Genomic DNA, 15086 nt, shown 5'->3' with positions numbered 1-15086 from the left:
AGGCAAGCGCACTGTTTCCTCCCGGTAAATCGTGTGTAACGAGTGCCCATCTGGGCCGCATCTTCAGCGAATCAGCACCTAGACATGGAGCACCCCGCACTCAGCCGGCACACACCAAAGCCGCCGCGACCCGCGCATCCGCCGCCCGGATCACCCCAGCCCGAGGAGACGACCATGATCGAGGCAACGCTCAAACAGCCCGTCTCGGGGCTGCGCGTCTTCGACGCCCTCGTCAAGGGTGAGCCCGCGCCCAGCTGGCTGCACGACGGGATGCTCGCGGCGTTCGGGATCCCACCGGAGGCCTCGACGAAGCTCATCTCCGTCTCCGAGAACGCGTCGTACCTCGTCGAGCTCGGCGGCCAGCCCGTCGGCGTCGTCCGCCTGCAGCAGCCCGGCTACCAGGAGGGCGACGAGCAGCTCCGCTCGGAGATGCTCTGGGTCGAGGCCATCCGCGACTCCGGATGTGCGGACGTCCCGTCCCCGATCCCGGGGACAGACGGGCAGGTGACGCAGAGCATCCAGTCGCCGGATGGCCCGGCGCTCAAGGCCGTCTACTTCGAGCACGTGACCGGCTCGATCCTGCAGGACGTCGACGACGCGGCCCCGTGGTTCACCGAGCTCGGGCAGATCACGGCACGCCTGCACGACCACGCCCGGAGCTGGCGGCGGCCCGCCGGCTTCGACCGCTTCACCTGGGGCCTTCCCGACCTGCTCGGGTCCACCGCACGGTGGGGCGACTGGCGCCGCGCATCCCTCACCCCGGCGCAGCTCGACCACCTCGAGCGCGCCGAGATGGCAGCCCTGACTCGCGTGCAGACAGCGCCCGCCGGCTGGCAGGACTGGGGCCTCGTCCACTCAGACCTCCGCCCGACCAATGTCATCCGCGACGGCGAGCGCCTCATCGTCATCGACTTCGATGACTCGGGCTTCAGCTGGTTCCTCTACGACTTCGCGTCTGCCCTCACCTTCCAGGAGCACAAGCCGGAGGTGCGAACCATGGCACGGAACTGGATCGATGGATATCGATCCGAGGGCCAGCTGATGGATGCGCAGCTCGAGCTCGGCTGTGCCCTCTCGATGGTGCGCACCCTCACGATGCTCGGCTGGAGCACCACGCACCGCGACGAGGCGCTCCCACCGGACCTGCAGGGCGGCGGCGTCATCGACGCGGCCATCCTCGCCGCCGACAACTTCCTCGCCTCGCCCACCTGGCTCGTCGACTGACTTCGGGGCGACCACGCCCCGACTGCTCCACCCGTGCATCCCGCACGCCTCTCTCCCATGACCCCCACCCAAGGAGCCATGTATGCCCGCTGCCGATCTCGCCTGGATGCTCGCCGCATTCGGTCTCGTCCTCCTGATGTTCCCCGGAATCTCGTTCTTCTACGGAGGAATGCTCAACAGCAAGAACATGCTCAACATGGCCATGATGGTCTTCGGATCCATGGCCGTGGTCGCCGTCATCTACGTGCTCTTCGTGCACGGCATGGTGCTCGGCAACTCGGTTGGCGGTGCCGGAATCATCGGCGACCCGCTCGCGTTCGTCGGCATGGAGTCGTTCATGACCGACGCGTCCGAGGGCGACATCATCTCCGTCGACGCGTACTGGGGCGCCTTCTACATCTTGTTCGCCGCCATCAGCATCGCGATCGTCGCGTCAGGCGCCGCCGGCCGCATGAAGTACTGGGCGTGGCTGATCTTCGCCGCGCTCTGGACGATCCTCGTCTACGCGCCCCTCGCCCACTGGGTGTTCGTGTTCACGAGCGACGACGGCGAGACGGTCGGCGGGTGGATGCGCAACGTCCTCGGCCTGCACGACTACGCCGGCGGCACGGCGGTGCACATGAACGCAGGCGCTTCCGCCGTCGCCCTCGCGATGGTGCTCGGCCGCCGCAAGAACACGGAGCTGCGACCCCACAACATGCCGCTGGTGCTGCTCGGCGCGGGCCTCCTGTTCTTCGGCTGGATCGGCTTCAACGGCGGCACGGCCGCTGGCGCGAACTTCCTCGCCGGCTACGTCGTGCTCACCACCACCCTCTCCGCGCTGACCGGCGCCTTGGGCTACCTGCTCATCGAGCGCATCCGCGACAAGCACGCCACAACGCTCGGCATGGCGACCGGCATGATCTCGGGCCTCGTCGGCATCACCCCCGCAGCGGATGCGGTCACGCCGGTCGGTGCCCTCGCGCTCGGCTTCATCACCGGTGCCGTCGTCGCGCTCTGCATCGGCTGGAAGAACCGCGCGAAGGTCGACGACGCGCTCGATGCGTTCTCCGTGCACGGCATCGGCGGCATCGTCGGAGCCCTGTTCGTCGTGTTCCTCGGCGCAGCCGCGGCACCGGCCGGCATCGCTGGCGTCTTCTTCGGCGGCGACCCGAGCCTCCTCTGGCGCGAGCTGATCGCCATCGTCGTGACCTGCGTGTACGCGTTCGTCGTGACCTACCTCATCGCGTGGGTCATGAACAAGATCGTGCCCATCCGCGTGCCGGACGACGTGGAAGCGGTCGGCCTCGACCGGGGCATCCACGCCGAGCGCGCGTACGAGATGGAGACTCGCTGACCATGATGGGTGCATCCGCCCGACCGCAGTTCGCCCCGCGCGACCAGAACACGCAGACACCCCGCGTCCCGAACGACCAGAACACGCAGACAACGCCCGCACAGAAGAGGAGCGCCCGCCGATGAAGCTCGTGACCGCAGTGATCCAGCCGACAAAGGTCGACGACGTGAAGGACGCCCTCGAGGCGGCAGGCTTCACGGGCCTCACCATCACCGCGGTGGAGGGGCACGGCCACCAGAAGGGGCTCACCGAGTACTACCGGGGTCAGGCCGTGAAGGTCTCGTTCCGCGCCAAGACGCGCGTGGAGGTGCTCGTCGCCGACGAGACCCTCGACAAGGCGCTCGAGGTCGTCGTCGAGGCGGCCCGCACTGGCAACGTCGGCGACGGCAAGGTGTGGGTGACGGATGTGAGCCACGTCATGCGCGTCCGCACCGGTGAGTCCGGGCCCGCCGCCGTGTAGCTCGCGCCGGCCGGCTCCCCCAAGAGCGTTGTGGCCCGTTGTTGTTCCCGGCACTGGGAGCAGCAACGGGCCACAACTTCGTGCCTCGGCGTTGGTTCCCGGAGCCTCAGGCGTGCGGATGCTCGCGGCGGCGGGCGCGGTAGGCCGCGACGGCCGTGCGGTTCGCGCAGCGCGTCGAGCAGAAGCGCTTCGTGCGGTTGCGGGTGAGGTCGACGACGATGCCGTCGCAGCCGTCGGCGCTGCAGATGCCGAGGCGCGACATCTCGTCGGCGCGGATGAGGTCGACGACCGCGAGCGCCGTCTCGACCGAGACGCGCTCGTCGAAGGGACGCTCGGCGCCGACGGCGTGCAGGTGCCAGTCGTGCGTGTCGTGGCGGACGAGCTGCGGGGTGGCGTCGTACTCGACGAGCGTCTGGTTGACGAGGGCCGCGGCCGAGTCCCGGTCGGCGGTGAGCAGCTCCCGCAGGCGAGGTCGGATCGCGCGGACGCGCTCGAACTCGGCGTCGTCCCCGTCGAAGCGGCCCGTGTAGCCGAGGTCGCGGAAGAAGTCCGCGAGCTCGTCCCGGGTGCGGAGCGTGCGGGGCTCGACGTCGCTGTTGACGATCGCCGCGGCTGCAGCGAGCGCCTCCTCCGTGTCATTGGTGAAAAGCACCTTTGCAGATTACCAAACGAGAGCTAGTGTCATGTTCTATGAAGACAAACGCCAATGACTCGACGACCGCAGCCGCCGCGGCGAGCACGCCAGCGCCGAACACGGCACCGCTTGCACCCCTCGCGCCTGCGGCCAACTCGCGCCTCGCATCGGGCCTCGTCTTCGCCCTGATCTCGGCGGGCGCCTTCGCCCTGTCCGGCCCCTTCGCTCGCGGACTCCTCGATGCCGGCTGGACACCCGGTGCCGCCGTCACGGCACGCGTCTCCCTCGCCGCACTCGCGCTGGCCCCCGTGGCGCTCCTGGCGCTGCGCGGCCGCTGGCACCTTCTCGCCGACCGCGGCAACCTGATTCGCCTCGGCGTCTACGGAGCCATCGCCGTCGCCGGCACGCAGCTCGCCTACTTCACGGCCGTCGCGACCCTGCAGGTCGGCGTCGCCCTGCTCATCGAGTACACGGCACCGGCCATCGTCGTGCTGTGGATGTGGCTGCGGCACCGCCAGCGCCCCCACGCCCTCACGCTCATCGGCGCGGGCATCGCGGCCGGCGGACTGCTGCTCGTGCTGCAGATCTTCGGTGGCGTCCAGCTCGATCCTGTCGGCGTGCTCTGGGCGCTCGGCGCGATGCTCGGCGTCGCCTTCTACTTCGTCATGTCGGCCGACACCGACACCGAACTCCCCGCAGCCGCGCTCGCGGGTGGCGGACTGCTTGTCGGAGCCATCGTGCTCGGACTCGCCGGGCTGGTCGGCGTGCTGCCGATGACCGTGACGGATGCGCCGGTCCAGCTCGGCGGGGCGTCCATGCCATGGTGGGCCGCGGTCCTCGTGCTCGGGCTCGTGACTGCGGCGGGGGCCTACGTCACCGGCATCGCGGCCGCGCGCCGCCTCGGTCCGCGACTGACCTCGTTTGTCGGGCTCTCCGAGGTCGTCGGCGCCGTGCTGTTCGCGTGGCTGCTGCTCGGCGAGCTCCCCAACCCGGTGCAGCTGGCCGGCGGCGCGCTGATCCTCGTCGGCGTGGTCGTCGTCCGGCTCGGCGAAGCTCGCATCACCCGCTGACCTGCACGATTCGTTCGGCTCGCTCGGCTCGCTCGGCTCGCGACGGCGGGTCAGCCGCGGGCGGCGGGCGCTCTGACCAACATCAGTGCGATATCGCTCGAAAACCGGCGCAAACCGGCCGCGCGGGCCGATTCTGCACTCATGTTGGTCAGGCGAGCTGGTGCGCGGTGCCGACGCGCGCGTCCCAGAGCCGCAGCTCGGTGGCCTGCGCCTCGATCGGCTCCAGCTCGAGCGCCGAGAGTGCGCGATCCAGGTCGGTCAGCTTCAGGCGTCGGGCAAGGGTGACGTGCGGCGTCCAGCTTCCCGGCGTCGTGTGCGGCAGATCCGAGGCGGCCGAGACCGTTCCGGAGAGCGCGTGCACCTCGGCGTGGAGCTCAAGCAAGCCGCTCGTCGGCAGCACGGTCCGGGCGAGCACCGCGCGGTCGCCGTGCCGGAACAGCAGGGGCGCACCCAACGTCACCGCCAGGGGGAGGCGACCGGATGCTCGGCGCACTTCGGCAGACACGAGCGGAGGATGCACCGTCGCAGCATCGGGCTCGGACTCCGCGGCGGCGCCAGCACCAACACCAACATTCAGCCCTGCAGCGTCGACCGGGGCGACACCGCCGCGCACCAGCAGCGACAGATGCGGACGGTTGCTGGCACTCGTGTGGGCGCCCATGCTGGACACGCCGAGCTCCTGCAGCACGCGCCACTCGTCCCGGATACGGGCCTCGGTCACGGGGTCGAACAGCAGCTCGAGGCTGACGATCTCACTCACGCCTCACCCGCCGAACCCCGGCGCACCCACCACCCGCCGACCGCCCCACCTCAGATCGCGCGGAGCGCCGCCGCGACCGCGCGCTGGCCCGATGCATCCAGCTCGTGCACGGGCCTCGGCAGGTTGACGGTTGGCACGAGTTCGAGCTGGGCGGCGATGGCGGATGCGACGCGGTAGCTGCCGTGGGCGCGGAACAGCTCCCAGAGCGGGTCGAGTCGCGCCGAGAGGCTGAGCGCGAGCTCCGCCTCGCCCCGGAGCGCGGCCCGGGTGATGGCGAGGCACTCGGTGGGGAGAACGCCGGCGAGCACCGAGTACCAGACGTCGCATCCGCCGAGCAGGCCGGCCGCGGCGTAGGGGTCGCCGCTGATGCCGACGGAGATGGGCCGGCCCACCGCGTCGCGGAGCGCGGTGACTCGCGAGCTCACCTGTGCCACGTCCAGCGATGCTGGCGGGATCTTGATCGACCGTACGAGGTCGAGGCCGGCGATGCGCGCGTGCAGGGCGTCGCTCACGACGATCCCCGTGGTGGTGGGGTTGTCGTAGACGATGATCGGCAGGCTCGAGGTGGCGGCGACGTCTTCGTAGAGCCCGTAGACCTCGTCCTCGGTGAGCGGCTGGTATGACACCGGGGCGAGGAGGACGGCCGCGGCGCCGGCATCTTCTGCCGAGCGGAGGTTCTCGAGCACATCGCGGGTCCGGAGCGCGCCGATGCCGACGATGACGGGCACGGGCCCGGCGTGCTGCACGGTGAGCTTCGCGACGGATGCCCGCTCGGCGACGTCGAGGTAGGCGTAGCTGCCGGTCGAGCCAAGCGCGCTGATGGAGTCGACCCCGGCCGCCTGCATCCGCTCGACGAGCCCGGCGTAGCGGGCCGCGTCGACGCCTGTTGATGTGATGGGCGTGAGGGGGAAGGCGCTGAGGCCCTCGAACAACGGGTCAGACATGGGTTCCTCCTCGCGAGGCGGGCCAGGGCAGGTTCAAGGCCGCCCACTGCAGCAGCAGCACGGTCTTCGCGTCTTGGATCTCGCCGCTCGCGATCATCCGCAGCGCCTCGTCGAAGTCGAGGGCGACCGATTCGATCTCCTCGCCCTCCTCTTCGACGCCGCCACCGCCGGTGACTGACGCGTCGGCCGACCAGGGGGCTGCGAAGAAGTGGATGCTCTCGGTCACCGACCCTGGGCTCATGAACAGCTCGAAGACCGGGGTGACCTGGCCGACGACGACGCCGAGCTCCTCCTCGGCTTCGCGGCGGATCGCGTCCTCCGGGGAGTCGCCATCGAGGAGGCCGGCGGCGGTCTCGAGGAGCATGCCGTCTTCGTGTCCGTTGACGTAGACGGGGTAGCGGAACTGGCGGCCGAGGAGCACTTTGCGTGCGTCGAGGTCGTAGAGCAGGATCGTGGCGCCGTTGCCGCGGTCGTAGGTCTCGCGCTGCTGCGTCGCCCATTCGCCGTCGCGTCCGCGGTACCGGAACGTCGTGCGCCGCAGAACGTGCCAGCCGTCGGACGTGACCTCGACGTTCTCGACCTCGACGTTGGGGTTGCGGGTCAGGTCACGTCCGACGCGATCGAGGCCCGTGCGACCGCGGCTGTCGGGCACGTCGACGCCGAGATGCCCGTGGGTGTGTGGATGCGACATGCCCCAAAGATACGCACGGGCTTGGGCGGGCGCATCTGGAAATACGCCGTAACCCTGATCGCCCCGCACAGCTCGGGGGAATAGCTTGCAGCTACAACTGGTTGTTGCCGTACGGGTGGCCACGGCCATCTCCCCCCGCAGACCCGCGCATCGCGCCAAGAACGGAGTCACATGACCGAGCAGCTGACCGTCCGCAACGAGACTTCCGTCCCGATCCTCGACGCCCTCTCCGACCGTTGGAGCCCGCGCGGTTTCGACGCGAACCATGAGATCTCCGATGAGGACCTCACGGCGATCTTCGAAGCCGGGCGGTGGGCGCCCTCGGCGAGCAACACGCAGCCGACGACCCTCGTCGCTGGGGCCCGCGGCACGGCGACGTTCGACAAGATCTACGGCGCCCTCATGGACTTCAACCTGGCCTGGGCGGACCGTGCCTCGCTCCTCATCGCCGTCACCGTCGAGCATGAGCGCGACGGGAAGGCGCTGCGCTGGGCCGAGTACGACGCGGGCGCAGTTGCGGCGCACCTCTCGATCGAGGCGCAGTCGCGTGGCCTCCACACGCACCAGATGGGCGGCTTCCACGTGGATGCGCTCGCCGAGGCGCTCGAGCTGCCCTCCGGTCGGACCCCGATCACGGTCATCGCCGTCGGCCAGCACGACGACTCGGACGCCGTGAACGAGAAGATCCGCGCCCGCGACACGTCGCCGCGCTCACGACGCGAGCTCAGCGACTTCGCGTCGATCGAGCGCTGAGCCGCGGCCCGACGAGGCTCACCGCCCGGCATCAGCCGGGTGCCGTAAGAACAGTGACCGTGGCCGCACGGCCATATCGCTCGGGTCGCCCCGGCCCGCATCACCAGAAGCAGAGGACAGCACGATGACGGATGTCAGCACAGCAGACCGCGCCAATCGCTTGGCAGAACTTCACCAGGCCCGGGAGATCCTGCGAGTCGTGAACGTGTGGGACGCGATCAGCGCCCAGACCGTCGCGGCCCTTCCCGAGACGAAGGCCATCGCGACCGCGGGCCACTCCATAGCCGCCTCCTACGGCTACGCCGACGGCACCATGCCCCTCGACGTCGCCCTCGCGGGCGCCAAGGTCATCGTCGACGCTGTCGACCTGCCCGTCACGGCCGACCTCGACGACGGCTTCGAGGACCCGGCCGAGACCATCCGCCGCGCCATCGGGCTCGGCATCGTGGGCGCCAACGTCGAGGACCGTCTGCGTCCGTTCGACGAGTCGGTCGCCCGCGTCGCCGCCATCATCCGCGCAGCCGAGGGCGAGGGCGTCAACTTCCAGCTGAACGCGCGCACCGACGCTATCGTGCGCGGCGGCGAGCGCCCCATCTCCGAGAGCATCGACGACGCGATCGCCCGCGGTCGCGCGTTCCTCGACGCTGGCGCATCCCTCGTCTTCGTGCCGGGCGCCGTCAACCGTGAGACGGTCGAGCCGCTCGTCGAGGGTCTCGGCGTCGGCAAGCTGTCCGTCATCGGACTCCCCGGCGCGCTGACGGCGGCAGAGTTCCAGGAGCTCGGCGTCGCCCGCGTCTCCTACGGCCCGCTCACGCAGCGCGTCGCACTGCGCGCGCTTCGCGACCTCGCCACCGACCTGTACGGCACGGGCGTCATCCCGGAGGACACGCCCGCGCTGAACTAGTCGCGACGCCCCATTCGGGGCCAGCACAGAGCGGCCTTGTGGTCGTCAGAACTGAGTTCTGACGACCACAAGGCCGCTCTCGGCGTTCAGAACGCGGGCCTCGACGACTCTGCTTAGGGCTCTCGCACATCACGAACCGGGGCGCTGAGCGCAGCAGCAGCGGCGACCAGGTCGGGGTGTCCGAGCAGGCCGCGCCGCCCGTGCATCGAATACGTCGCCATGACGATGGCGAGTGGCACGTGGTCACCGACAAGCATGAGCGGTTCCGCATCACCGAACTGCAGGGTGAGCGTGCGCTCGCGCATTGACGGATAGCTGGCCACGACGCCCGAGTACCAGAACGACAACCACCGCCCACCCGCAAAGCACACGAGGCGCTGGTTCGAGACGAGGACACGAGCGGTCTGCCACTCGCGCCATTGCTCCGTGGCTTCCATCTGAGCTCGAGATCGCGCCGAGGCGTTGCCCATGGCGGTCACCGCGAGACCAGCCACGACGAAAGCCGGGTGGCCGAAGAAGAAGCCTGAACTCGTCGAGTACGCGACGTCGCGGCCGTAGTACCGCGCATAGGTCGCCGGCGCGTCCTGGAAGAACACCTCGCCGTCCGCGGCTCCGAAGTCCCAGACATCGATGGTCTGCGGAACGCGTTCATCGAGCAGCTCATCTCGGAAGCGGAGCGCGGCCGCAAGCCGGTCATGCGAGTACCGCTGAGTCTCGAGCTGCGAACGCTCCTTGCGCGTGTAGTTGCCTTTGCGGTGCCTGCTCTCTCGTCGATTCGCAGCCGCCCCGCGAAGCGACGCCCGCCCGAGTCCGAAGAGCAGAAGTACTGCGAGGAGAACGCTAGCCCAGAACAGCAGCGCCAGGCCGAGACCCCTGAGTGTCCGGGCGACGTCATCTTCCGCGTACGGACCCCCGTCATACCCGGTGAAGGCCAGGGCGACGACAGCCGCGGTGAGCGCAAGCGTTCCGGCCAGCGCAAGCAGCGGCAGCGCCCAACGTCCTCGCCTCCGCAACTTCTCGGCGTTGCTGGATTTGGTGGCGCCTGACTCAGTACGAATCCGGGATGCCCACCGACTCTCCATGGCGTGCAGGAGGTCGACGCGGACGACGTACGTCGACAGGATCACCAGCGCGAGCAGCGCGGCGGGGAGGAGCAGGAAGTACGCGAGCGTGGCGAAGCTGAACGCGACCTCGTCTGCCCCTGGACCGAGGTGGAGCCCCTCGAGCAGCTCAGGCGCGGTTGCCAGCCCGAAGATGACCAGGGCGACGAGCATCCCGAGCCAGATGAAGCGACCGACCTGAGAGCCTCGTTTCGACGTCATCCTGCCAACGTACGACCGCCCGCCGACGTTCGGCCAGGTCAGTCCTCCCCGCTCCGTCGCAGAAGCGGAAACGGCACCCGAATGCGGGTACGAGGACGATCTCAGGCGGTGACGCCGACCTCGCCGGTCACCGGCGCCGCCTCCGCGGCGCGCTTGCTGGCGCGGGCGCCGAGCGTCGCACGGAACCACAGCGCACCCGCGACGGCGAGGCACACCATGAACGCGCCGAGTGCGCTGACGACCGGCACGAGCGCCTCGCTCGGACCTGCGACGAACGGCATGAACGCGACGACGAAGAACGCGACGACCGCGATGGCCGGTGAGAACAGCAGCGGCAGCATCCACGCCTTGAAGAGCGGGGTCTCACGGAGCGCGATCCACCCGAACGTCGTCCCGACGGCGTAGACGGCGTAGACGATGAGGCCGACGATGAAGACCAGGAGCACGAACGGCACGAGCGTGCCGAGGAAGAACTGGTAGGCGTCGCGACCGAACAGCACCATGACGTCGTCGCTCGCGACCGGCGCGGACGTGAGCCTCCGGAACGAGAGGGCGATGACGCCGACGATGCCGAGCACGGCGACGACGGGCGCGGCGATGAGTGGCAGTATCCAGCGCAGGTGCTCCATGCCGCTCAAGATAAGCGCGGATGCGGACAGGCGATGCGCACGACGCGCCCGAGTTACCCACCAGAGATGTCCGGCACCACGCAGCCGCTCCCCGCGCATTCGCTGCCCCTCGCCCCTGCCCCCGCCCGCATCCACCACGCGAAAAGTGAGCCAGGCGCAGGCTCCAGCGGGCTGGAGGATGCATCTGGCTCACTCTTCGGCCACGGCTAGCCGGGGCTCGGGCTGCAAGCAGCGGGGTTGCCTCCTACTCCACTGCGGCCGTGTGCGGCGTCGTCGACTGCACGTTGAGCGAGTCGCCGTCGCTCGCCACGACCACCGAGACGGTGTCGCCGTCGCGCACGGTGCCCGCGAGGAGCGCCCGGGCGAGGCGGTCGTCGATCTCGCGCTGCATGAGGCGCCGCAGCGGCCGGGCCCCGTAGATGGGGTCGTAGCCGCGCTCGGCGAGCCACGCCCGCGCATCGTCGTCGACCTTGATCGTGAGCCTCCGCTCACCGAGCCTGCGCTGCAGCCGGTCGATGTAGAGCGCCACGATCTGCGCGAGCTCGTCCTGCGAGAGCGCGCTGAACACGACGATGTCGTCGAGGCGGTTCACGAACTCCGGCTTGAACGACTGCCGGACAGCCGCCATGACGCGGTCCTCGCGCTCCTCCTGGGAGAGCAGCGGGTCGATGAGGAACTGCGAGCCCAGGTTGGAGGTGAGGATGAGGATGACGTTTCGGAAGTCGACCGTGCGGCCCTGCCCGTCGGTGAGCCGCCCGTCGTCGAGCACCTGCAGGAGGATGTCGAAGACCTCCGGATGTGCCTTCTCGACCTCGTCGAACAGCACCACCGAGTACGGCCTGCGCCGCACGGCCTCCGTGAGCTGCCCGCCCTGCTCGTAGCCGACGTACCCGGGAGGGGCGCCGACGAGTCGGGCGACGGAGTGCTTCTCCCCGTACTCCGACATGTCGATGCGGATCATGGCCTTCTCGTCGTCGAAGAGGAGCTCGGCGAGCGCACGCGCCAGCTCCGTCTTGCCGACACCGGTCGGGCCGAGGAACAGGAACGAGCCGGTGGGACGGTCGGGGTCTGCGATGCCCGCGCGGGTGCGGCGGATCGCGTCCGCCACCGTCGCGGCGGCCTTCTCTTGGCCGACGAGTCGCTTGCCGAGCTCACCCTCCAGGTGGAGGAGCTTCTCCATCTCGCCCTGCAGCAGCCGCCCGACGGGGATGCCCGTCCACGCGGCCACGACCCCGGCGATGTCCTCGGCCGTGACGTGGTCGTTGACGAGCTTGGGCCCGCCATCTTCCGTGGCCTCGGCCTCATGCAGCTGCTTCTGAATGCCAGGCAGCTCACCGTAGAGGAGACGAGAGGCGAGCTCGAGGTTGCCCTCGCGCTGCGCACGGTCGGCGCGCATGCGGATGTTGTCGAGCTGCTCGCGCAGCTCGCCGATGCGGTTGAGGGATGCGCGCTCGACGTTCCAGCGCTCCTTCAGCTCCCCCAGGCGCGCATTCTTGGCGTCGAGGTCGGCACGGAGCGCGGCGAGACGCTGCTTGGACGCGTCGTCGTGCTCCTTCTTGAGCGCCAGCTCCTCGAGGCGAAGCCGGTCGACCTGCCGCTGGAGCGTGTCGACCTCGACCGGCGAGGAGTCGATCTCCATGCGGAGGCGGGACGCGGCCTCGTCGATCAGGTCGATCGCCTTGTCCGGCAGCTTGCGGCCGGTGATGTAGCGATTCGAGAGGGCGGCGGCGGCGACGAGCGCCTGGTCGGCGATCGAGACCTTGTGGTGCGCCTCGTACCGCTCCTTCAGGCCGCGGAGGATGGCGATCGAGTCTTCGACGCTGGGCTCGCCCACGAACACCTGCTGGAAGCGTCGCTCGAGCGCCGCATCCGACTCGATGAACTGGCGGTACTCGTCGAGCGTCGTCGCGCCGATGAGGCGCAGCTCGCCGCGGGCGAGCATGGGCTTGAGCATGTTGGCGGCCGAGATGCTCGACTCGCCGCCGCCAGCGCCCATGAGGGTGTGCAGCTCGTCGATGAAGGTGATGATGCGGCCGTCGGACTCGGTGATCTCCTTGAGCACCGCCTTGAGCCGCTCTTCGAAGTCGCCGCGGTACTTGGCCCCCGCGATGAGCGCCGACATGTCGAGGCTCACGAGCTCCTTGTCCTTGAGCGACTCGGCGACGTCGCCGGCGACGATGCGCTGGGCGAGGCCTTCGACGACCGAGGTCTTCCCGACGCCGGGCTCGCCGATCAGCACGGGGTTGTTCTTCGTGCGGCGGGTCAGCACCTGGCTGACGCGGCGGATCTCGGAGTCACGCCCGATGACCGGGTCGAGCTTGCCCGAGCGGGCGATGTCGGTGAGGTTGATTCCGTATTGTTCGAGTGCGCTCTTGGCCTCTTCGTCTGGTGCCTGAGCGCCTTGCATGTTTGCCATGGGGCTCCTTGTTGAACGTGTGCTTTCGACTCAGACGAACAAGAGTTGAGTCGTGATGACTCAAGTTTAGAGTCTGGAGCGCGCCAGTGCCACCATCGGCGGCCTCCCTCAGTCAACTCCCAGCGTCGCGCATGCCGCCCACTTCCGCGCCTGATCAGGACTTCTCCGAACGTGGCAGAGTTCTTGCCATGGCCGATACCCACGACGAGAGAACCGCCCCCTCCTTTTCGCTCCGCGTCGGCAGCGTCGAGCTGCTGGGCGAGCAGTTCTCCGTCGTGAAGGCGGGCGACTCGGACACGGTGCGCGCGGCCGGCTTCGGCAACCCCAGCTCGCTCGCCTACTCGGTGTTCGGCCGCCAGTCGGAGCTCCTCGACGTGCAGGCGCTCGGCGACACCGACCCGGCGCTCGCCGCCGTCCGCGCCTACGACGACGGCGACCCCGCGCTGCTCGAGACCATCGACATCCACCAGGACGGCACCGAGCTGCGCCGCGCCATGTGGCGGGCGGCGAGGCTCGTCGAGCCAGGCACCCTCGCCAGCTACGGCGACGTGGCCGCGATCGCGGGGAATCCCCGCGCCGCCAGGGCTGCCGCGAGCGCCTGCGGCGCCTGCCTCGTGGGCCTCTTCGTGCCCGTCCACCGCATCGTGCGGGCGAGCGGGAAGCTCGCGGGGCACGCCGCCGACATCGCCGTGCGGCAGGCGCTCATCGACCACGAGCGGGCGATGGGGATGGGCCGCTGACGGTCAGGAGGGGACGGCGGTCGACCTGCGCGCGTGCAGCACGGGGAGGACCCGTGTGCGCTGGACCGGGCGACTCGGCCCCTCGTCGAGGCGAGACACCATCGTCTCGACAGCCAGGCGCCCGATGTGCTGCTTCGGGGGACGCAGCGCCGTGATGGGCGGCTCGGCATTCTGCGCCACCTCATCGTCGTAGGCGATGATCGCGAGGTCTTGCGGAATCGACCAGCCATGGTCGCGGGCGTACTGCTGCAGGAGGACCGCCTGAGGATCCGAGTGGATGAGCAGGGCGCTCACCGAGGCCCGGCGACAGTCGTCGAGCAGTCGGGCGATGAGCTCCTCCCTCGCCTGCCCGTCCATGGCGTCGAGATTCGCGTCGACGTCGACGGCCGTCTCAAGGCCGAGCTCCTTGACGGCGCCGGTCCACCCCTGCCGCAGCTGCGCTGAGGTCGGGGAACCCGCCGACGTCAGGATGCCGACCCTGCGGTGTCCGAGCGCCGCAAGGTGCTCGACCGCGAGGGAACCGCCGAAGACGTGGTCCGTGGTGACCCATTCGAGACTCGTGAGCGAGCCGACAGACGCGGCATGGCGTTCCGCCAGCACGACGGGCACCGGGAGAGACTCCAGCCAGTGCAGGAGCGCCCAACCGTCGGGGCCGCTGGTCTCCGGCGCCGCGATGATCCCGTGCAGGCCTCCGGATTCGACGAGGGACGAGATCTGTCGACGCTGATCATCGACGGAGTAGCTGGCGCCGCGGAGCACCAGCTGCACGCCGAGGTCGGTGGCCGCCGCCCGCGCCCCGACGATGACCTGCGGCCAGTAGTAGCTGAGCGAGGGGGTGACCATGCCGACCCGGAAGCGGATCGGGGTGGCCTGTGCTGCGACCGTTGGCACCGACGTGTCGAGGCGACTCCGCAGGGTCGCGCCGCCGTGAACCCTGGTGAGGAGACCTCGGTCGGAGAGGTTCGTGATGTCACGCCGAATCGTGAGCTCGGACACCTCGAGCTGCCGCGCCAGCGCAGCCACTCGTACGGAGCCCGCGCGCCGGAGCTCGCCGAGGATGCGTTCTCGCCTCGTCAGACCGAACTGCGGCATGTCTTCCACGGATCCGAGCGTACAGAGGTGTTCGCTTCGCGTCGAGCATGAACGATCGTGTTCGTTTTGCTGGTCTTTTCCCCGGGCCCCCTCCAAGATCAGCTCGGAAGC

General features: G+C 69.5%; 15 protein-coding genes. 7 read left to right on the top strand and 8 right to left on the bottom strand.

The window, feature by feature from the left end:
• The first annotated feature begins 174 nt into the window (after positions 1-174).
• The 3 genes from C5B97_RS00150 (at position 175) to C5B97_RS00140 (ending at position 3020) form a co-directional block, all read left to right on the top strand.
• Positions 175-1224: a phosphotransferase enzyme family protein gene (locus tag C5B97_RS00150; protein ID WP_181026833.1), complete on the top strand. Its 1050-nt coding sequence runs from the start codon at positions 175-177 to the stop codon at positions 1222-1224.
• 82 nt (positions 1225-1306) lie between these two features.
• A complete protein-coding gene (locus tag C5B97_RS00145) occupies positions 1307-2560 on the top strand; it encodes an ammonium transporter (protein ID WP_104310141.1) in 1254 nt (417 codons plus the stop codon).
• Between the two features lie 121 nt (positions 2561-2681).
• Positions 2682-3020: a P-II family nitrogen regulator gene (locus tag C5B97_RS00140; protein WP_104310140.1), complete on the top strand. Its 339-nt coding sequence runs from the start codon at positions 2682-2684 to the stop codon at positions 3018-3020.
• A gap of 106 nt (positions 3021-3126) precedes the next feature.
• Here C5B97_RS00140 and C5B97_RS00135 read toward each other — a convergent pair whose 3' ends face one another.
• Positions 3127-3672, bottom strand: a complete 546-nt coding sequence (locus C5B97_RS00135) for a CGNR zinc finger domain-containing protein (RefSeq protein WP_104310139.1) — start codon at positions 3670-3672, stop codon at positions 3127-3129.
• Positions 3673-3710: 38 nt separating this feature from the next.
• Here C5B97_RS00135 and C5B97_RS00130 point away from each other — a divergent pair, with 38 nt between their 5' ends.
• On the top strand, positions 3711-4724 hold the full coding sequence (locus tag C5B97_RS00130; RefSeq protein ID WP_104310138.1) for a DMT family transporter: 1014 nt from the start codon (positions 3711-3713) through the stop codon (positions 4722-4724).
• A gap of 148 nt (positions 4725-4872) precedes the next feature.
• On the opposite strand, the gene C5B97_RS00125 is transcribed toward C5B97_RS00130, so the two are convergent.
• Genes C5B97_RS00125 through C5B97_RS00115 form a run of 3 tightly spaced genes read right to left on the bottom strand, consistent with a single transcriptional unit; the run spans position 4873 to position 7119 of the window.
• A complete protein-coding gene (locus C5B97_RS00125) occupies positions 4873-5484 on the bottom strand; it encodes a 2'-5' RNA ligase family protein (RefSeq protein ID WP_258067803.1) in 612 nt (203 codons plus the stop codon).
• Between the two features lie 50 nt (positions 5485-5534).
• Positions 5535-6428, bottom strand: a complete 894-nt coding sequence (locus C5B97_RS00120) for a dihydrodipicolinate synthase family protein (RefSeq protein WP_258067802.1) — start codon at positions 6426-6428, stop codon at positions 5535-5537.
• Positions 6421-7119 carry an NUDIX domain-containing protein gene (locus tag C5B97_RS00115; protein ID WP_104310137.1) on the bottom strand — a complete coding sequence of 233 codons (699 nt, stop codon included), beginning with the start codon at positions 7117-7119 and terminating at the stop codon, positions 6421-6423. The genes C5B97_RS00120 and C5B97_RS00115 overlap by 8 nt, the downstream gene beginning before the upstream one ends.
• A 171-nt stretch (positions 7120-7290) precedes the next feature.
• On the opposite strand from C5B97_RS00115, the gene C5B97_RS00110 reads away from it, so the two are divergent.
• Together C5B97_RS00110 and C5B97_RS00105 are read left to right on the top strand one after the other, a co-directional pair.
• Positions 7291-7872, top strand: coding sequence for a nitroreductase family protein (locus tag C5B97_RS00110; protein ID WP_104310136.1), 582 nt, complete (start codon positions 7291-7293; stop codon positions 7870-7872).
• 124 nt (positions 7873-7996) lie between these two features.
• Entirely contained in the window at positions 7997-8776 is a 780-nt protein-coding gene (locus C5B97_RS00105; protein ID WP_104310135.1) for an isocitrate lyase/phosphoenolpyruvate mutase family protein, read from the top strand.
• Positions 8777-8889: 113 nt separating this feature from the next.
• On the opposite strand, the gene C5B97_RS00100 is transcribed toward C5B97_RS00105, so the two are convergent.
• The 3 genes from C5B97_RS00100 to C5B97_RS00090 form a co-directional block, all read right to left on the bottom strand.
• Positions 8890-10098: a hypothetical protein gene (locus C5B97_RS00100; protein ID WP_104310134.1), complete on the bottom strand. Its 1209-nt coding sequence runs from the start codon at positions 10096-10098 to the stop codon at positions 8890-8892.
• A 101-nt stretch (positions 10099-10199) separates the two neighbouring features.
• Positions 10200-10727, bottom strand: a complete 528-nt coding sequence (locus tag C5B97_RS00095; RefSeq protein WP_104310133.1) for a hypothetical protein — start codon at positions 10725-10727, stop codon at positions 10200-10202.
• 244 nt (positions 10728-10971) lie between these two features.
• Positions 10972-13143 (bottom strand): ATP-dependent Clp protease ATP-binding subunit, encoded by a 2172-nt coding sequence (locus C5B97_RS00090; RefSeq protein ID WP_104310132.1) that lies wholly within the window; start codon positions 13141-13143, stop codon positions 10972-10974.
• 188 nt (positions 13144-13331) lie between these two features.
• On the opposite strand from C5B97_RS00090, the gene C5B97_RS00085 reads away from it, so the two are divergent.
• Entirely contained in the window at positions 13332-13883 is a 552-nt protein-coding gene (locus C5B97_RS00085) for a methylated-DNA--[protein]-cysteine S-methyltransferase (protein ID WP_181026832.1), read from the top strand.
• A gap of 3 nt (positions 13884-13886) precedes the next feature.
• Here C5B97_RS00085 and C5B97_RS00080 read toward each other — a convergent pair whose 3' ends face one another.
• Entirely contained in the window at positions 13887-14975 is a 1089-nt protein-coding gene (locus tag C5B97_RS00080) for a substrate-binding domain-containing protein (protein ID WP_104310130.1), read from the bottom strand.
• Between the last annotated feature and the right edge of the window lie 111 nt (positions 14976-15086).

It is taken from the genome of Pseudoclavibacter sp. RFBB5, from assembly GCF_002931555.1.
Classification (GTDB): domain Bacteria; phylum Actinomycetota; class Actinomycetes; order Actinomycetales; family Microbacteriaceae; genus Pseudoclavibacter.
This window is presented reverse-complemented; position numbering and strand designations above follow the sequence as displayed.